Genomic DNA, 18,137 nt, shown 5'->3' with positions numbered 1-18,137 from the left:
GCCGTGCGGCGGGCGCCGGGACACGGTCGGGCGGGGACGGCCGGGGTCAGGACGTGGGCTTCAGGAAGCCGGCCTCCGTCAGCACCTTCTGGCCCTCCGGGGACCGCACCAGCTCGATGAACGCCTTGGCCGCGTCGGTGTTGGGCGCGTCCTTGAGCAGGGCGATCGGGTAGTCGTTGACGGCCTCGGCGGACTCGGGGAACTCCACGCCCTCCACCTTGTCACCCGCGGCCTTCACGTCGGTCTTGTACACGACCGCCGCGTCGGCCTCCTTCAGCTCCACCTTGGTCAGGGCGCTCTTGACGTCCTGCTCGTAGGAGACGGGGGTGAGCTTCAGCTTGCTCGCGTCCAGCGCCTTCTGGGCGGCGGCGCCGCACGGCACGGTCCTGTCGCACAGGACGACCTTGAGGCCGGACTTGGTGAGGTCCTTCAGGGAGGAGATCCTGTCCGGGTTGCCGGGCAGGGTGGCGATCTCCAGCTGGTTGCGCACGAAGGTGGCGGGGGCGGTCGCCGCGTCGCCCTTGTCGGTCACGATGGCCATCGTCTTGGGGCTGGCCGCGGCGAAGACGTCCGCGGGCGCGCCGCCCGTGATGCTCGCGGCGAGGCTGTCGCTGCCGCCGAAGCTGAAGGTGACCTCGGTGCCCGGGTGGGCCTTCTCGAACTGCTCGCCGAGGGCCGTGAAGCTCTCCTTGAGGGAGGCGGCGGCGAACACGGTCACCGTGCCGGAGAGCTTCGGCGAGGAGGACGTCGAGGCCGATCCCTTCGCCTTCTCCGCCGCGTCGGACGAGTCGGAGGAGGAGCAGGCGCTCAGGGCCAGCAGCGCGGCGGCACCGATGCCGGCCACCCGCAGGGGCCGGGTGGTGCGGCGGGTCCGGCGCGTGGATCGGGTCGTCACGGATCTACTCCCTCGAAGACTCTGAGGCTCGCTGAAGCCTCCGTCGTGATCCCAGGTCCTGGGCCCACGTTCTGCCATGGCCTGATCATACTTCCGCATATGCGAGCTGTAAGTCTCCTGTCGCATCGCATGAGCTGTGCCCAATGGCTTCGGATGTACGCATGTGCGTTTGCCTCGGGCCGCCCGCGGGGTACCGTCCACCGGGAGGTGCTGTCCAGTGAGCCAGTCCCTGACACAGCCGACGCCGCCGGCTCCCCCGCTCGCGGAACTCGCTCTGACCGGTGACCTCGCCCGGCCCGCCCTGCTGACCGTGCCGGACCTGCTCGCCTGGCCCCAGCGTCATGTGCGGGTCGCCTTCGAGTGCGCCACCAGCGGGGTGCGGCACCACGGATTCGAGGGCCCGCTGCTGCACGACGTGCTGCGGGACGCCGGTCCCCGCTTCGATCCGTCCCGTCGCAAGGACCGGCTGCGCTTCCTCATCGCGGTGGCGGGCGCGGACGGTCACCACGCACTGCTCACCTGGGCCGAGATCGACCCCGACTTCGCGGACGCTCCGGTGCTGCTCGCGGTCGGCGTCGACGGCACCCCGCTGGACCGGGCGGGACCGCAGCTGGTCCTGCCGCAGGACCGGTGCGGGGCCCGGCACATCAGCGGTGTCGACGGCATCCGGGTGGACGGCCGTTATCCGTCCTGGCCGGCCGGTGCGCCCGGCTGATCCTGATACCCCGGCTGACCGTCGGCGGCCCGCGACCGGCGGCTGACGACCGGCGACCGGCGATCGGCGATCGGCGATCGGCGATCGCCGGCTGACGGTAGGTCAGGCGCGGTCGATGTGCACGTTGGTCGACTTGACCCTGGCCGTGGCCTCCACGCCGACCTCCAGGCCCAGTTCCTCCACGGCCTCCCGGGTCAGCAGGGAGACCAGCCGGTGGGGTCCCGCCTGGATCTCCACCTGGGCCGCGACATCGCCGAGCTTGACGGCGGTGACGATGCCGGGGAAGGCGTTGCGCACGGACGTGTGGGACGTGACGCCCTCCTCGCCACCGGCTCCGGCCAGTTCCACCGAGAACGCGGCGAGGTCGCGGCCCTCGATGAGGCGCCGTCCGCCCTCGTCCCGGTGGGTGGCCACGCGCCCGGCGTCCGCCCAGCGACGGGCGGTGTCGGGGCTCACGCCGAGGAGCCGGGCGGCCTGGCCGATGGTGTAGGACTGCATACGCGCGACGATAGGCAGCCGGTCCTCGCACCTGCAAGCCGGACTCCCCGGAGGGCGCCGGCCGTCCCGGGGCAGGGCGAAGGGCCCCGCCCCGGACCGTCGCCGCCGTCAGTCGAGCCTCGGCTGTCCCGTGCGCTCGACCAGGATGTGCCTCGCCCAGAACTTCCCGAAGGCCTTCTTGAGTACCGGCTCGGCCGCCGCCCGGTCGTCGACGCCGAAGACCACATGGCCACTGCCGTCGAGGCCCACCATGTACAGCTCGAACCGGCCGTCCCAGCGGTCCATGTCGTCGCCGACCCGGTCGACCATGGCGTTGAGCTGCCGCCGGGTGACGTCCGAGTCGTGGATCCGCACCTTCACCCCCTTCTCCGCGTGACCGCAGACGTCCGCGTCGAACGCCTTGGACGGGATGCGGTACACGGTCACGGTGTTCCTGCGCTCGTCGACCGACACGCTGGTGAAGACGCTCCTGTAGCGGGACGCGCCCTGCTTGTCGATGTAGATCGCCACCCTGAGCAGGGAGGATTCCCTACCGGGCAGACTGTGCGTCGGCTTGGTGCCGACGCACACGGTCGTGCGCTCCGCGACGGGCGTCTCCTTGACTCCCGCGCCGCCGCTCGACCCCTGAACCGCCACGAGCGCCACGGCACTTGCCGCCACGACGCCGCCGGTCGCCCTGATCCCGCTCCGCCTGTTCATGTGATCCTCCCCGTCCGCCATCCGGTGGTACGGGGACGCGCCGGACGCCGCATACGTTCAGCGGGAACCGCACGGCCGATCCGCCCCTCCTACCAGTCGTACGCCCCCGAACGGCTCGGAGAGGAGCCTTCGTTGGCCCGTCAGCTGTCCCGCCGCAGGTTCATCGTCCACACCCTGGCCGCGTCCACCCTGACCGTCGCCGCGCCGCTCGGCTGCGACACCTCCCCGGCGGAGGGCGCCGAGCCCACCGCGGGGCCTTCCGGCGTCCTGGTGACCGGCACCGACGACGAGATGCTGGTCCTGGAGGTCACCGCGGCCAACAAGGTCGTCGTCCGGCTGCCGCGGGTCGAGGTCGGCCAGGGCATCACCACCGCGGTCGCCATGATGATCGCCGAGGAACTGGACGCCCGGCTCGCCGACGTCGAGATCCCGCTCGCCGAGGCCCGGAGGAGCGGCAACCAGTTCACCGGCGGCTCGAACTCCGTCGGTTCGCTGTACGGGCCCGCCCGCGCGCTGGCCGCCACCGCGCGCGCCAGACTGGTGACCGCCGCGTCCCGGCGCTGGCACGTGCCCCCGAAGGCGCTGCGCACGCGGGACACCATGGTCGTGGCGCCCGACGGCCGCACGGCCACCTTCGGATCGCTGACCGCGGCCGCCGCCCGGATCCACCGGCCCGCCGTGTCCACCGACCCCAAGCCGGCCTCCCGGCACCGGGTGATCGGGCGGCCGACGTCCCGGATCGACGCGCGGGACATCGTGACCGGCCGGGCGAAGTACACCGGCGACCTGACGGTGGCCGGGGCGAAACCGACCGTGGTGGCCCGGCCGCCGACGCTCGGCGGGAAGGTCCGCTCGCTCGACGACCGGGCGGCCCGCGCGCTGCCCGGTGTCCACGCGGTCGTCAGGATCGAGGGCGGTGTCGCCGTCGTGGCGGACACCTTCCACCACGCCTTCGAGGCCCGGGACGCCCTGCGGATCACCTGGTCGCCCGGCCCGCTCGCCGCACTGTCCGACGCGGCCGTACGGGCCAGGCTGCGGGCCGCCGTCCCGCCGCTCGGCACGCCGCCGCTCGGCACCCGGCAGGTGGGCGGCGAGTTCGAGTTCGCCTTCGTCGGGCACGCCCCGATGGAGGTGCTGACCGCGGTCGCGGACGTACGGGAGCACAGTGCCGAGATCTGGTTCTCCTCCCAGACGCCGATGGACGCGCGCGACACGATCGCCTCGGTGACCGGGCTCCCCGCGTCGAAGGTCCGGGTCCATGTCCTGCGCGGCGGAGGCTCGTTCGGGCGGCGGCTCACCCACGACGCCGCCGTCGAGGCCGCCCTCGTCTCCAAGGCGGCCCGCCGTCCGGTGAAGCTGATGTGGAGCCGCGCGGACGACATGCGGCACGGCCGGATGCGCCCGGCCAGTCACCACCGCATCCGGGCCAGCCACGCGGGCGGCCGGGTGGTGGCGTTCACGCACATGACGGCGTCGGTGAGCGAGTCGTACGAGAAGCCGGGTGCCACCGCGCAGGGCGGTGTCACCACCACGGGCGCCCGGGCCGCCGGCCCGCTGCCCAGCGACAGCGGCCTCTACGACTTCGGCCGTGTCTCCGGGGATTCGGGCTCGGTGGGCCTCGCGATGCCGCTGGGCGCCTGGCGGTCGGTGGACTCCGGGACCATGCGGACCGCGGAGGAGATCGTCGTCGACGACATCGCGCGGGCCCTCGGACAGGACCCGGTCGCCTTCCGGCGTACGACGCTGCGCGGCAAGGCGGTCAGGGCCGTGCTCGACCGGGCGGCGGAGGCCGGGCACTGGGGCCGGAGCATGCCGGCCGGACAGGCCCAGGGCATGGCCGTGCACGAGGAGTACGGCTCCTGCGTGGCCTGTCTCGTCGAGATCGACGTCCGTGACCCGAAGAACCCGCGGGTCACCAAGGTCGTGATGGCCGCCGACGTCGGAACGGCCGTCAACCCGCGCGGACTCGAGGCCCAGCTCATGGGCACCGCGGTCGACGGCATCTCCACCGTGCTCACGGCCGGCCTGCACCTCGACGCGGGCGCCGTCCGCGAGGGCAGCTTCGCCGACTTCCGCTGGGCCCGTCAGCGGAACGCCCCGCTGCGCTTCGAGGCGCACATCATGCCTTCCGGAGGGGAGCCCGGAGGGGCCGGTGAACTCGGTGTCCCCGCGGCGGCCGGAGCGGTGGCCAACGCCTACGCCCGTGCGACGGGAACCCGTCCCCGCCGTTTCCCGATCGATTTCTGAGACCTCGTTCCGAGGCCTCTTCCCGAGGCTTCTTCCCGACCTGCTTCCGAGACCCGTCAGAGGTGCGAGTACCGATGCCGCTATGGAGAGAGTGCTGATGCCGTCCTACTCCTTCGTCCTCAACGGGGGACAGGTCACCGTCGAGGCACCGGCGGACATGCCGCTGCTGTGGGTGCTGCGCGACCTGCTGGATGTGACCGGGCCCAAGTACGGCTGCGGTGTCGGGGTCTGCCGGGCCTGCACCAGCCATCTCGACGGTGCGGAGATCCAGCCCTGTGTCGTCCCGGTCGCGGACTGCGCGGACCGCGAGGTCACCACCATCGAGGGCCTCGCCGACGGCGACCGCCTGCATCCCGTGCAGCAGGCCTGGCTCGACTGCGACGTCTCCCAGTGCGGTTTCTGCCAGCCCGGCCAGATCATGGCCGCCGCGGCCCTGCTCGAGAAGACGGCGCACCCCACGGACGCCGAGATCGACCGTATCGAGAACGTGTGCCGCTGCGGCACCTACTCCCGTATCCGCGAGGCGATCAAGAAGGCTTCCGCGCACGGCGGTTGAGTGCGCCGCGCGCGGGACGGGGGCGGGATCGCGGCCGTACGCGACGGCCGTGATCCCGCGGGGAGCGATCCGGCCGGGGTCAGCGGCCGCGGCCCCCGGTGGCCGCGTAGGCGCGCAGGAACAGCGCCTCGACATGGGCCATGTGCTCGATCTCGGCCGGGTCGACGCTCTCGTTGGGCGCGTGGATGAGGCACTTGGGTTCCTCCACGCCCATGAGGATGATCTCGGCGCGGGGGTAGGTCTCGGCGAGGACGTTGCACAGCGGGATGGAGCCGCCCTGGCCGAGGAAGGCCATGGGCCTGCCGTAGACCTCGTGCACGGCGCGGCCGAGCGCCGCGTAGGCGGGGCCGTCGGTGGCCGCTCTGAAGGGGGCGCCGGCGCTCTCGTCCTCGATTCCGACCCGGACGCCCCAGGGCGCGGCCCCGGTGAGGTGCCGGGTGAGGGCCGCGCGGGCCGCCGCCGGGTCCGTGCCGGGCGGGATCCGCAGGCTCACCCGGGCCCGTGCGGTGGGCGGTACGGCGGCGGCGGAGCCGACCACCGGGGGGCAGTCGATGCCGAGGACGGTGACGGCGGGGCGGGCCCACAGCCGGTCGGCGACCGTGCCGGTCCCGGTGAGACGGACGCCGTCCAGGACGCCGGCGTCGGCGCGGAACCGCTCCTCGTCGTAGCCGGCGCCCTCCCACTCGCCCTCGCAGTCGAGTCCGTCGACGCGAGTGGCGCCGGTGGCCGGGTCGCGCAGGGTGGAGAGCATCTGGACCAGCGCGGCGAGCGCGTCCGGGGCGGGGCCGCCGAACATGCCCGAGTGCACCTCTCCGGCGAGCGTGTCGACGGTGACGACGATGTTGGCGAGGCCGCGCAGGGTGACGGTGGCGGTGCCCGTGCCGACCTCCGCGTTGCCGGTGTCGCACACCAGCAGCGCGTCGGCGAGGAACTGCTCCGGGTGCTGGGCCACGTAACTCTCCAGCCCGCCCGTGCCCTGCTCCTCCGACCCCTCGGCGACGAACTTCAGGCCGACCGGGATGTCGTCGCCGAGCGCCCGCAGGGCGGTCAGGTGCATCACGATGTTGCCCTTGCAGTCCGCCGTGCCGCGCCCGTACCAGCGGCCGTCGCGTTCGGTGAGGGCGAAGGGCGGTGTGGTCCAGGCGTCGTCGTCCAGCGGCGGCTGCACGTCGTAGTGGCAGTAGAGCAGGACGGTGGGGGCGCCGGGGGGCGGCGGGCGGTGGCCGATGACCGCGTGGCTCCCGTCGGGCGTCTCGGCGAGGTGGACGTCCCGGAGCCCCGCCTCGGTGAAGGCGTCCGCCACCCACTGCGCGGCCCGGTGGCATTCCTCGGGCGGGTACTGGCGCGGGTCGGCGACGGACGGGATCGCGACCAGCTCGGCCAGGTCCGCCCTGGCCCGCCCCATCAACCCGGTGATCTTCTCGGCGAGTCCGGACACGGTCACCGCCTCACCGTGTCGTCGGTCTTCAGGTCGTCGAGCTTGTCCTGGATCTTGTCCAGCTTCTCGGGGCAGTAGACCTCGATGATCGTGGCCTCCGCCCGGAGGGCCCTGCCGTCTCCGATGACGGGCCGCTGCCCGACGAACGCGGCTCCGTTGGACACGTTGATCTTCCACAGCGCCGACTTGAGGGCGCTGGCCGGATCGTCGCAGACCAGGCCGCCGTCGGTGCCCAGGAGGCTCGCGACCAACTCGGTGTCCGGGCGCGGCAGTCCGGCCTCCACCGCGGCGTCGGCGAGCTGGTTGGCCTTGCTCACGGCCTTGTTGTTCGTCGTGATGGCCGAGTAGCGCACGAGCCCGGCCACGACGAGACCGAGCAGCACGACGATCGCGCCGTAGTAGATCCACTTGTGCTCGGATGCGAACCGGGTGGGACTCATGCCCCCGCCTCCTCCTCGCGAGCGGCGTCCGACTGCCAGCCGGGCTTGCGGAACTTCAGGAACGCCCAGGGGATCAGCAGGCCGAGGACGCCGAGACCGGAGCCGATGATGATGACGTACAGCAGGACGCTGTTGCTGCCGAACTGCGAGGGCGGCACGAAACCGATGACCATGGCCGCGGCCGAGGCCAGGAAACCGACGACGCACACCAGTGTGAGCGCAGGGACGCGGTAGCCGCGCGGGTGGTCGGCCTGGTTCTTCCGCAGCCGGATCGCCGCGACGAACATCAGCAGGTAGACGATGAGGTACACCTGCGTGGTGATCGTCGAGAAGATCCAGTACACGTTGGAGACGTTCGGGATGAACGCGTAGCCCAGCGCGATCACCGTGGTCACGACGCCCTGGGTCACCAGGATGTTCTGCTGGATGCCGAACCGGTTCAACTGCTGCAGGAACGGGGGCAGATAGCCCTCGCTGCGGGAGATCTCCAGAAGGCCCTTGGAGGGTCCGGCGAGCCAGGTCAGCATGCCGGCCAGCGACGCGGAGATCAGCATGACCGCCGCGATCGGGGTCATCCAGCCGATGTCGAAGTACGAGAAGAACGCGTCGAACGCCTGCATGACACCGGCGGTGAGGCTGGTCTGGTCGGCGGGCACCACCCAGCTGATGGCCAGTGCGGGAAGGATGAAGATCAGCAGCACCAGGCCCATCGCCAGGAACATCGACTTCGGGTATTCCTTCGCCGGGTCCTTCAGCGACGACACGTGGACGGCGTTCATCTCCATGCCGGAGTACGAGAGGAAGTTGTTGACGATCAGCACGAGACTGGCGAGGCCCGTCCAGGCCGGCAGCAGATGACTGGCCGTCATGGGTGCCGCCGAGGGGTTGCCCTGGGCCAGGAAGACCATGCCGAGCACGACGAGGATCGTGCCGGGTACCAGGGTGCCGATGACCAGGCCCCAACTGGACAGTCCCGCCAGGGCCTTGGTGCCGCGCGAGGAGACCCAGACGCCGGTCCAGTACAGGACCACGATGACGATCGCCGTGTAGAGGCCGCTGGAGGCCAGGGCCGGGTCGATGATGTACGCGATGGTGCTCGCCACGAAGGCCAGCAGGCTCGGGTAGTAGAAGATCGTCATCGCGAACTGGCACCACACGGCGAGGAATCCGAGCGGCTTGGACAGTCCCTCGCTCACCCAGCGGTAGACACCGCCGTTCCAGCCCGAGGCCAGCTCCGCCGAGACCAGGGCGGTCGGCAGCAGGAACACGATCGCCGGGACCAGGTAGAGGAACACGCAGGCAAGGCCGTACACCGCCATCGTGGGGGCGGCCCGCAGACTCGCGACCGAGGCGGTCGTCATGAGCGCCAGCGTCAGCCAGGTGAGTCTCGGCGCCGCCGGAGCCGTGGCCCGGGCGGCCCGCGCCGTCTCCCGTGGCGCGTCCGCGGGCATGTCCATCGAGCTCATCGGACGCCTCCCTGTTCCCGTGTCGAAGCGATGGGGCCAGCCTCCGTGCGGGTGACCGGCACCGCGCGGTGGGTGGCCCGTGCGGGTGAGTGGTACCGCGCGGTGGGTGGCCCGTGCGGGTGAGTGGCACCGCGCGGCGGGTGGCCTGTCCGGGTGAGCGGCGGTGCCGATCGGGGGCCGGCGTCGTACGAATCACCCGGACGGGTGCTGGTCCCGCACCGGTTCCGGCGCCGTCTCGCCCGTCCGGGGCAACGGGGGTCCGCCGGCGACGGCGCTCTCCCGCCCCGGCCGGGGCGGGGCCCGGTTCCCGCCGGGCACTGGTGTACGTCACCGTGGCCGTGCAGTCCCTGGCCACCAAGGCGATCGGCGAGACGGGCGGAACGTTCGTCGCGGCGGCCGTCCTGGCCGCCGTCGCGACCCGGCTCGCCCTGCGCCCGGACCGGCCGCCCCGGCTCGTGCTGCTCCTGCCCGGCTTCTTCACCCTCACCGTCGGCTCCCTCGGCATGCGGGGGCTGACCACCCTGGCCGGCGGCCATGTCATCGAGGGCTTCCGCGACCTGCTGAAACTCGTCACGATCGTCACCGCCATCGCCGTCGGCCTGGTCCTCGGAGCGGTCCTCGCCCAGCCGGCGGTCACCAGCCCGTCAGCAGAAGGTGGTTGAGGAGCAGGGCCGACGCGGCCTGGGCGACGAGCCAGGCACGGGGGCGGGGGAGGAACGCGCCCGCCGCCAGCATCCACAGCGCGAACGGCAGCCAGATGCGTTCGGTCTCCGCCTTGCTCATGCCGGAGAGGTCGGCGACGAGCAGGGCCGACAGCGCCCCGATGACGAGGACGGCGAGCCGCGGGGCGGTGCCCGGGGCGGGGCGGAGGGGAGCGGGGCGAAGGGCGGGGCGAACGCCCGTGCCGGCCACGCCGGACACCGGCTCCGCGCCCGGCGCCGTGCCGGGGAGGCGTTCCCGCCCGGTTCCGGGACGGTGTTCCCGCGCGGTGCGCCCCCGGGGGACGAGGCCCGCCCCGATGCGCAGGGCCGCCGCTCCGGCCCTGCGCAGTCCCGCCGCGGTCGCCGGTCCCGTGATGAGCACCGTGCAGGCGAGATTCGCCCAGACCCAGTAGCCGTACGGCCGGATGCCGCCCGCACCTTCGTAGTAGCGGGTGACCAACAGGCGATAGGCCTCCCACCAGTTGAAGCCGAGCAGGGTGAACACCAGCGGTACGACGGTGAGTCCGGCCAGGACGTACGGCAGCGGGCGGAGCCGGGACCGGCGTCCGAGCAGCAGAACGGCGCCGGCGATCACGGCGATCAGGGTCAGGCCGTACGAGAGATACGCGGTGAGCCCGAGGAGGAGACCGGAGGCGAGGCCGGCCGTCCGCGGCCGGCGCCCCGTGACCGCGAGGGCCAGCAGGGCGAGGGCCCAGGCCGCGACGGCCGCGAAGTACCCGTCCGCCGATGTGCCCATCCACACGGCTGCCGGGGCGAGGGCGAGGAAGGGCGCGGCGCGTCGCGCGAGCGCCTCCCCGGCCAGGGCGCGCACGGTGACGAGCACCGCGACCCCGGCCGTCGCGCCGACGGTGATGCACCAGACGCCCGCCCAGGCCCCGCCGCCCAGTCCGACGCGGTCGAGGAGGACGAAGGTGAGGGTGGCGGCCGGAGGATGTCCGGCGATGTGCGCGGGCCAGTGGTCGGGGGAGTGCAACAGGATGTGGTGGGTGAAGTCCCGCAGGGCGGCCGGGATGTCGTGGAAGCGGTCGACCGGGGAGATGACCTGGAGGTACTCGTACCGCGTGGTGAGGCGCCGGGCCACGCCCCGCTCCCAGCCGTCGACCAGCGCGAGGGAGAACGTCCACACCGTCGTCGTGCCCCACACGGCCGCGAGCAGCTTGTGCCAGGGCAGCCGGGCGGCGAGGAGGGGACCGTAGGCCACGACCGCGACGGCCACGGCGACCGAGGCCGCGGTGCCGGGTCCGGCATGCGGTCCCCAGTGCCCGTACAACGGCGCGGCGCTGACGAACAGCGTGCCGTCGCGGTGCTCGATGACGTAGCCGACGACGGCCGCCGTCAGCACGAGCAGGGCCGCGGCCAGAGCGGCGGCCAGGTCGCTCAGGACGGCCCGGGGCCGGTCGCTCAGCAGGGCCCGGGAGAGCCTGGGGTCCCGGGCCCTGTCCCGGGCCCGGCCGAGAGCCGGTGGCAGGCGCCGGGGAACGGCCGGGGGAGGGGCCGTGGGAAGAACCCCGGAAGGGTCTTCGGGGCGGGCGCGGGACGGATCGCGCGGCAGGTCGCGGGGGAGATCGCGGTTCACCCTCGCACGCTAGGCCGGGAGGCCCCGGTGGCAGGGGCCACTGAGGTGGACGTCAGAGTTTCGTCATGGTTTGAGAACCCGTTCGGGGGGTGCCCCAGGCCTACGGTCGGGGCATGCCACGGTCTCCCTCGTCCCCCGCGTTCTGGCGCAGCCCGCTGCGCGGCCCCTGGTTCACCTCCGTGCTGGGAGTCGTGCTGCTCGTCGGGATCACGGTGCTGTTCGTGACCGGACTCCTGTCGTACGCGGCCTACAACCCGGACCTCTCGCCGGTGAACGACAAGACCCCGGACAAGGGGATCCTCGGGTTCTACCTCTTCTCCTGGCCGACCGGCCCGGTCTGGCTGTACCGCCTCACCCAGGGTGTCCACGTCACGCTCGGCATCGCGCTGATCCCCGTCCTGCTGGCGAAGCTGTGGTCGGTCGTGCCGAGACTGTTCGCGCTGCCCCCGGCACGCTCGGTCGCGCACGCCCTGGAACGGCTCTCGCTGCTCCTTCTGGTGGGCGGCGCGCTCTTCGAGTTCACCACCGGTGTGCTCAACATCCAGCTCGACTACGTCTTCCCCGGCTCCTTCTACACCCTGCACTTCTACGGGGCCTGGGTGTTCATCGCGGCGTTCGTCGCGCACGCGGTCCTGCGGGTGCCGGCGGCTCTGCGCAATCTGCGCCGCATGCGCGCTCCCGGCCCGCCGCCCGAGCCGCCGGGCTCGGCGCCCGGCACGGGTGAACCGCCGCGTCCCGAGGACGAGCTGGTGTCGCCGGACCCGCTGCCGCCCACGGTCTCGCGGCGCGGGGCCCTCGGATTCGTCGGGGGCGGAGCTCTGCTGCTGACCGCCACCACGGCGGGCCAGGGCTTCGACGGGCCGCTGCGCGACACGGCGCTGCTGGCTCCGCACGGCGGCGCCGAACCGGGCTCGGGACCGGGTGGCTTCCAGATCAACAAGACCGCCGCGTCCCGCGGTGTCACCGCCGCCGAGACCGGTGAGGAGGCCTGGCGCCTGGTCGTCACGGGGAAGGGCCGGACGGTCCGGCTGAGCCGCGCCGACCTCCGGCGGCTCCCCCTGCACAGTGCCGCGTTGCCCATCGCCTGCGTGGAGGGCTGGTCGACGTCCGACCAGTGGTGGCGGGGTGTGCGGCTGCGGGACCTGGCGGCGCTCGTCGGCCACGAGGCGGACGCGGCCCCCGATGTGCTCGTGGAGTCGCTCCAGCGGCACGGAGCGTTCCGGGTGGCCGCCCTGCGGGACAACCAGGTGCGTGATCCGCGTTCCCTGCTCGCGCTGTTCGTCAACGGCGAGGACCTGACCCCCGATCACGGCTATCCGGCGCGGGTCATCGTTCCGGCCGCGCCCGGCGTGCTGAACACCAAGTGGGTGGCCCGGATGACGTTCGGAGACCTGTGATGCGAAGCCCGGAACCGGGAAGCCCGGAACCCGGAGGCCAAGAACCCGGAGGCCAAGAACCGGGAAGCCCAGAACCGGGAAACTCTGAACCCGGAGGCCCAGAACCGCGACGGCCCGCGCCGCGACGGCGGTTGGAGGCGCGGCTCGCGGCGGCGCGTCGGCGTCCCGGCCGCGACCTGATCGGCAGCCCCTTCCAACTGCTGCTGTTCGCTTGCTCGTTCGCGTTGGCGGGCTACGCCGGGGTGCGGCTCCTCGCGGCCGACTGGTCCCGGGTGGCCCTCTGGTTCGTGGGCGCGGCGGTGCTGCACGACCTGGTGCTCGTGCCGCTGTACGCCGTCGCGGACCGGGCCGTCTCGAAGACGCTCGACGCGAGGGGCCACCGGGACCTGACGATGTACGTCCGTGTTCCGGCGGCTCTCTCCGGTCTCCTGCTGCTGGTGTGGTTCCCGCTGATCAGCGGGCAGGTCGCCGACCGCTACCGGTCGGCGACCGCCCTGCCGGCCGACGGGTTCGCGGCCCGCTGGCTGCTGATCACGGCGGCGCTGTTCGCCGGGTCCGCGCTGCTGCTCGCCCTGCGGTCCCTCCGGGCCTCCCGCCGGGGCCCGCTGCGCAGGGCCACGAAGGACCGTCCGCCCGCCGCCCACTGAGCGTCGGCGCGCCATCCGGCACGCGCCGCGTGCCGGAGCAGGGCCGGGGTGCCGAGCCGGGCCCACGGGAAGGCGGCCCGGTCGCCGGCCGTGCCCCGGCCGTCGGCCCCGCCCGCGTTCCCGCTCCCGGCCGCGCCGCTGTCGGTGCTGTCGGTGTCGTCGGTGTCGTCGGGGTGCGCGGCGCGGACGATGCGGACGTCGACGCGTTCGTCGATGTCCGCGCCCGCCACGGTCTCGGCGATCAGCAGGCCGCCCGGGGCCAGGAGTTCGGCCGTACGGCGCAGGAGGGCGGCAGGGTCGCCGCCGATGCCGATGTTGCCGTCGACGAGGAGGACGGTGCCCCAGCGGCCCTCCGAGGGCAACGGCTCGAAGACCGACCGGTGCAGCGCCCGGCCGCCGAGCCGTACCGCGCGGGTCACGGCGGCCTCGCTGACGTCGATGCCGAGCGAGGGCCTGCCGCGTGCCGCGAGTTCCGCGACCAGACGCCCGGGACCGCACCCCACGTCGAGCACGGCGCCCTCGCAGCACGCGAGCACCTGGAGGTCCACGGCGTCGGCGCGAGCGCACCAGCGCTCCACGTCCAGGGGAAGGATCCAGCCGTCCGTCCGCCGCAGGAACAGCGGCCCCCGGCCGGCGCCCAGCGCCTCCGCGTAGGGATCGGCGGCCCATGAGCGCGCGGCCCGCCCGGACAGGGCCCCTGTTCCGGGTCCCCCGCCGCTTCCGTTCCCGCTTCCGTTCCTGTTTCCGTTCCCGCTTCCGTTCCCGGGCAGGGTTCCGGTCCCCGCCGCGGCCCCTGTCTCGACCCGCGCGCCCGTCCGGGCTCCCGTCCCGGTGCCGCTCCCGGTACCCGGGACGGGTACGGAGCTCGGTGCGGCGCCGGCGCCCCGAGAGGCTGTCCTCCCCACGCCGCTCATCGCCCGGCCCCCCGCCGCCCGGAGACGGGGCCGGTGTCCCTGCCTCCGGTGCCCGTTCCGGCGGCCCGCACGGTCTTGAGCCCGGCGACGAAACCCTCGTTCCATCCGGTCGCCGGCCCCGAGGTCCGGTCCGGGGTCCGGCCCGCGGTCCGTCCGGGAACCTGCCCCGGGACCGGAGCGGTCGCCGTCCTGAGCCTGCCCAGCTCCGCCGCGAAGACCCCCGCGGGCGCGGCCGCCGCGACCGCCGTCGCGTCCGCGGCCGTGTCGACGTCCCGCAGACGGGGCAGATCCCGCACCCGCAGCCCGGCTCCGACGAGACGTGACCGTTGCGCGGCCCCCGTGGTGCTCGTCGACATCGGGACGCCCCGCAGGAGCTCCGGGCAGGGTTCGGCGAGCCCCAGCGCCCAGAAGCCGCCGTCGTCGGCCGGCCCGAAGTACGCGTCGCAGTCCGCGAAGTCCACCGTGAGGAGGGCGGGTGTCACCTGGGGCGTGTCCATGCCGATGAGCAGCGCGGGCCCGTCGCAGCCCGCGAACGCCGCGGCCAGCCGCTCGTCCAGACCGCCCGCGCACTGTCGTACGACGTCGAGGCCGGCCGGAAGCCAGGGGCCGGGCTCCCCGTCGAGCACGAGGACCCGGCGCCGCGCGGGCGTCGCCGCCACCGCTCGCAGGGTGTCCACGAGGGCCGCCTCGGCCAGCGCGGCCGCTTCCCCGGGGGTGAAGGGCGGGGTGAGCCGGGTCTTCACCCGTCCGGGACGCGGTTCCTTGGCGATGACGAGCAGGGTGACGCTCACTGGACGGTTCCTCCTCGGGACGGTGCGGGAGCGGACGCCGGAGGCGGCGCCGTGACCTGGGCTCCGGCCGGCACGCCGGCCGGCACTTCGGGCCGTGCCTCGGCCTGGTCCTCGGGCCGTGCCTCGGCCCGGGCCTCGGGCCGCGCCTCGGTCCGGGCACCGCCGGAGGACGGGACCGGGTCGTGCGCCCGGGCGGGCGGGGGCGGTTCGGCCAGGACGCGGCGCATGTCCCGTACCGCGTGCCAGGTGCCGCGCCAGGTGCCGGTGACCTTGGAGACGCCGGTGCGCGCCAGATACGGCACGTCGTGCTCGGCGACGCGCCAGCCGGCGTCGGCGGCGCGGACGACCATCTGGAGCGGGTAGCCGCTGCGCCGGTCGGTGAGCCCGAGGCCGAGCAGTGCCTCGCGGCGGGCCGCGCGCAGCGGCCCGAGGTCGTGCAGGCGCAGGCCGGTGCGGCGCCGGAGCATCCTGGCCAGGGCGATGTTGCCCGCACGGGCGTGCACGGGCCAGGCGCCGCGCTCCTGGGGCCGGCGCCGGCCGAGCACGAGGTCGGACTCAGCGGCCCGTACCTCGGCGACGAACGGCAGGAGCAGGGCCGGGTCGAGGGAACCGTCGCAGTCGCAGAAGCAGACGATGTCGGCGGTCGCCGCGGTCAGCCCGGCGTGGCAGGCGGCACCGAACCCCCGGCGCTCCTCGCGCACGACGGTGGCGCCCAGCGCGCGGGCCAGCTCCGCGGAGCCGTCCGTGGAGCCGTTGTCCACGACCAGCGCGCGCCAGCCGGGCGGGATCCGGGAGAGCACCCAGGGCAGGGCGCCGGCCTCGTTCAGACAGGGAAGGACCACGTCGACGTCCGGGTCCGGTACGGGAAAGGTCGTCACGGCCTTCACCTTACGAACGCGAAAGGGATATACCGGACTTCATGTCCTTACGAAACTCGGACGTCGGCGCCGACGAGCCACGCCGGACCCGGCCCGGTGCGACGCTGGATCCATGCATCGAGCGCACGAATCCCCAGGTGCCGGACCTGCCCCGAGCGTGAACGGAAGCCCGGGGACGGCTCCGGACCCGCACCCGGGCCCCGGCGCGCTTCCTTCTCCGGAACCCGCCCCGCGTCCCCTTCCGGCGTCCGCGCCCGACTCCCCTCCGGCCTCCGTTCCGGCCTCCGCGGCGGCCACCCGTGTGCTCGTCGTGGACGACGACCCGACCGTGGCCGAGGTCGTCTCCGGGTACCTCGAACGCGCCGGGTATCTCGTGGACCGGGCGGCGGACGGCGCCGTCGCACTCGCTCGCGCCGCCGCGCACCGGCCCGACCTGGTGGTGCTCGACCTGATGCTGCCGGGCATCGACGGCCTGGAGGTGTGCCGCCGGCTGCGTGCCCAGGGGCCCGTGCCGGTCATCATGCTCACCGCGCGCGGCGACGAGGACGACCGGATCCTCGGCCTGGAGGTCGGCGCCGACGACTACGTGACCAAGCCGTTCAGCCCGCGGGAACTGGTCCTGCGGGTCGAGTCGGTGCTCCGCAGGACCCGGCCGGTACCCGCCGCGCGCCCGCTGCGCGCCGCCGGTCTCGCCGTCGATCCGTCGGCCCGCCGCGCCACCAAGAACGGGACCGAACTCGCCCTCACCCTGCGTGAGTTCGATCTCCTGGCGTTCTTCCTGAAGCACCCCGGCCGCGCGTACGCCCGCGAGGACCTGATGCGCGAGGTGTGGGGCTGGGACTTCGGTGACCTGTCGACGGTCACCGTCCACGTCCGCAGACTGCGCGGCAAGGTCGAGGACGATCCCGCGCGGCCTCGCCTGATCCAGACGGTGTGGGGCGTGGGCTACCGCTTCGACGACACGGAGGCGACGGCCGGGCAGACCGGGGCGACCGGGGCGGCCCGGTCTGCCGGACGGGAACATCCCGTGACCGAGAAGGAGACCGGCGCGTGAACGACATACTGGTCATGGCCCTGTTCGCCTTCCTGGGCGCCGCCGCGGCGGGCCTGCTCGGCGCGGGCGCGCTCCGGCTCCTGCGGCGCCGTTCGCTCACCGCGTCCCTCACGGTCGTCGCCGCCGTCGCCGTCTGCGCCGTGCTCGCGGGAACGCTGGCGGTGGCGTGGGCGATGTTCCTGTCCCCGCACGACCTGAGCGTGGTCACGACGGTCATCACCATGGCGGCCGTCGTCTCGCTGGCCACCGCGTTGCTCCTGGGCCGCTGGGTCGTGGCCGGCAGCAGGGCGCTGACCCTCGCCGCCCGCTCCTTCGGCGACGGCGGCGACTTCGCGGCTCCCGAGGGCCCGACGACCGCCGAACTCTCCGCGCTCAGCCGTGAACTGGCGGACACCAGCCGCAAACTGGCCGAGTCCCGCGACCGCGAAAGGGCGCTCGAGACCTCGCGCCGCGAACTCGTGGCCTGGATCTCGCACGACCTGCGCACCCCGCTCGCCGGGCTGCGCGCGATGTCCGAGGCCCTGGAGGACGGTGTGGCCGCGGACCCGAACCGCTATCTGCGCCAGATGCGTACGGAGGTGGAACGCCTCGACGGCATGGTCGGAGACCTCTTCGAACTCTCCCGGATCCACGCGGGCGCCCTCGCCCTCTCCCCCTCCCGCGTCTCCGTGTACGACCTCGTCGGTGACGCCCTCGCCGGAGCGGACCCGCTGGCACGCGAGTACGGGGTGCGCCTGGTCGGGAACCGTGTCGAGCAGGTGCCGGTCGAGGTGGACGGCAAGGAGATGAGCCGGGTGCTCGGCAACCTCCTCGTCAACGCGATCCGCCGTACGCCCGCCGACGGCACGGTCGCGGTCGCCGCCGAACGCTCGGCCGCGGGCGTCGTCCTGTCCGTCACCGATGGCTGCGGCGGCATCCCGGAGGAGGACATCCCACGGGTCTTCGACACCGGCTGGCGCGGGACCCACGCCCGTACACCACCCGCCGGAGCCGGCCTCGGCCTCGCCATCGTCCGCGGCATCGTGGAGGCGCACCGGGGCATGGCCGCCGTCCACAACGTCCCCGGCGGCTGCCGTTTCGAGGTCACCCTCCCGATGGCGGGGGTGTGAGAGAAGCCCCGGCCTTCCGTCCGGGCCGTCCACCCTCCAAGGCCCTGGGCCTTCCGTCCGGGGCGTTCACCCTCCGAGGCCCTGGGCCTTCCGGC

The 18,137-nt window shown here is 73.7% G+C and carries 15 protein-coding genes and 2 pseudogenes; 7 read left to right on the top strand and 10 right to left on the bottom strand.

The genetic code is table 11. From position 1 onward, the window contains the following. Positions 1-46: 46 nt before the first annotated feature. Entirely contained in the window at positions 47-895 is an 849-nt protein-coding gene (gene modA, locus ACFYW9_RS12340; protein ID WP_389148208.1) for a molybdate ABC transporter substrate-binding protein, read from the bottom strand. Between the two features lie 217 nt (positions 896-1,112). Here modA and ACFYW9_RS12335 point away from each other — a divergent pair, with 217 nt between their 5' ends. Then, positions 1,113-1,610 (top strand): molybdopterin-dependent oxidoreductase, encoded by a 498-nt coding sequence (locus ACFYW9_RS12335; RefSeq protein ID WP_389148205.1) that lies wholly within the window; start codon positions 1,113-1,115, stop codon positions 1,608-1,610. 102 nt (positions 1,611-1,712) lie between these two features. On the opposite strand, the gene ACFYW9_RS12330 is transcribed toward ACFYW9_RS12335, so the two are convergent. Both ACFYW9_RS12330 and ACFYW9_RS12325 read right to left on the bottom strand, forming a co-directional pair. After that, positions 1,713-2,108, bottom strand: coding sequence for a molybdopterin-binding protein (locus ACFYW9_RS12330; RefSeq protein WP_389148202.1), 396 nt, complete (start codon positions 2,106-2,108; stop codon positions 1,713-1,715). Positions 2,109-2,216: 108 nt separating this feature from the next. Beyond that, positions 2,217-2,807, bottom strand: a complete 591-nt coding sequence (locus ACFYW9_RS12325; protein WP_389148199.1) for a hypothetical protein — start codon at positions 2,805-2,807, stop codon at positions 2,217-2,219. Between the two features lie 162 nt (positions 2,808-2,969). On the opposite strand from ACFYW9_RS12325, the gene ACFYW9_RS12320 reads away from it, so the two are divergent. Beyond that, entirely contained in the window at positions 2,970-5,054 is a 2,085-nt protein-coding gene (locus ACFYW9_RS12320; RefSeq protein ID WP_389148353.1) for a molybdopterin cofactor-binding domain-containing protein, read from the top strand. A 97-nt stretch (positions 5,055-5,151) separates the two neighbouring features. After that, entirely contained in the window at positions 5,152-5,610 is a 459-nt protein-coding gene (locus ACFYW9_RS12315; RefSeq protein WP_389148350.1) for a (2Fe-2S)-binding protein, read from the top strand. A gap of 79 nt (positions 5,611-5,689) precedes the next feature. On the opposite strand, the gene ACFYW9_RS12310 is transcribed toward ACFYW9_RS12315, so the two are convergent. From ACFYW9_RS12310 to ACFYW9_RS12300, 3 genes are read right to left on the bottom strand one after another with little or no spacing between them, the layout of a single operon-like run. Further along, entirely contained in the window at positions 5,690-7,015 is a 1,326-nt protein-coding gene (locus tag ACFYW9_RS12310; RefSeq protein WP_389148347.1) for a dipeptidase, read from the bottom strand. Positions 7,016-7,050: 35 nt separating this feature from the next. Then, entirely contained in the window at positions 7,051-7,488 is a 438-nt protein-coding gene (locus ACFYW9_RS12305; protein ID WP_351871035.1) for a hypothetical protein, read from the bottom strand. Further along, positions 7,485-8,954 carry an APC family permease gene (locus tag ACFYW9_RS12300; RefSeq protein WP_351871032.1) on the bottom strand — a complete coding sequence of 490 codons (1,470 nt, stop codon included), beginning with the start codon at positions 8,952-8,954 and terminating at the stop codon, positions 7,485-7,487. The genes ACFYW9_RS12305 and ACFYW9_RS12300 overlap by 4 nt, the downstream gene beginning before the upstream one ends. 332 nt (positions 8,955-9,286) lie before the next feature. On the opposite strand from ACFYW9_RS12300, the gene ACFYW9_RS12295 reads away from it, so the two are divergent. Then, positions 9,287-9,616, top strand: a complete 330-nt coding sequence (locus ACFYW9_RS12295) for a hypothetical protein (RefSeq protein WP_389148194.1) — start codon at positions 9,287-9,289, stop codon at positions 9,614-9,616. On the opposite strand, the gene ACFYW9_RS12290 is transcribed toward ACFYW9_RS12295, so the two are convergent. Beyond that, a complete protein-coding gene (locus ACFYW9_RS12290; protein ID WP_389148344.1) occupies positions 9,588-11,084 on the bottom strand; it encodes a hypothetical protein in 1,497 nt (498 codons plus the stop codon). The genes ACFYW9_RS12295 and ACFYW9_RS12290 overlap by 29 nt on opposite strands. Positions 11,085-11,365: 281 nt before the next feature. On the opposite strand from ACFYW9_RS12290, the gene ACFYW9_RS12285 reads away from it, so the two are divergent. Further along, complete coding sequence (locus tag ACFYW9_RS12285) at positions 11,366-12,649, top strand: molybdopterin-dependent oxidoreductase (protein WP_389148191.1); 1,284 nt, start codon at positions 11,366-11,368, stop codon at positions 12,647-12,649. A gap of 475 nt (positions 12,650-13,124) precedes the next feature. Here the strand turns inward: ACFYW9_RS12285 and ACFYW9_RS12280 are convergent, their stop codons facing one another. The 3 genes and pseudogenes from ACFYW9_RS12280 to ACFYW9_RS12270 form a co-directional block, all read right to left on the bottom strand. Continuing rightward, positions 13,125-14,210, bottom strand: coding sequence for a class I SAM-dependent methyltransferase (locus ACFYW9_RS12280; protein WP_389148188.1), 1,086 nt, complete (start codon positions 14,208-14,210; stop codon positions 13,125-13,127). Between the two features lie 182 nt (positions 14,211-14,392). Beyond that, positions 14,393-15,001: pseudogene (locus ACFYW9_RS12275) on the bottom strand (DUF2064 domain-containing protein); the annotation flags it as partial. Between the two features lie 193 nt (positions 15,002-15,194). After that, a pseudogene (locus ACFYW9_RS12270) lies at positions 15,195-15,888 on the bottom strand (glycosyltransferase family 2 protein); the annotation flags it as partial. Positions 15,889-16,180: 292 nt separating this feature from the next. Here ACFYW9_RS12270 and ACFYW9_RS12265 point away from each other — a divergent pair. After that, positions 16,181-16,933, top strand: coding sequence for a response regulator transcription factor (locus ACFYW9_RS12265; RefSeq protein WP_389148185.1), 753 nt, complete (start codon positions 16,181-16,183; stop codon positions 16,931-16,933). Between the two features lie 14 nt (positions 16,934-16,947). Then, positions 16,948-18,042, top strand: coding sequence for a sensor histidine kinase (locus tag ACFYW9_RS12260; protein WP_389148341.1), 1,095 nt, complete (start codon positions 16,948-16,950; stop codon positions 18,040-18,042). The last annotated feature ends 95 nt before the right edge of the window (positions 18,043-18,137 follow it).

Source organism: Streptomyces sp. NPDC002698, from assembly GCF_042888945.1.
In the GTDB taxonomy this organism is placed as follows: Bacteria; Actinomycetota; Actinomycetes; order Streptomycetales; family Streptomycetaceae; genus Streptomyces.
Note: the sequence above shows the minus strand (reverse complement) of the source record. Positions and strands in the feature narration are given on the sequence as shown.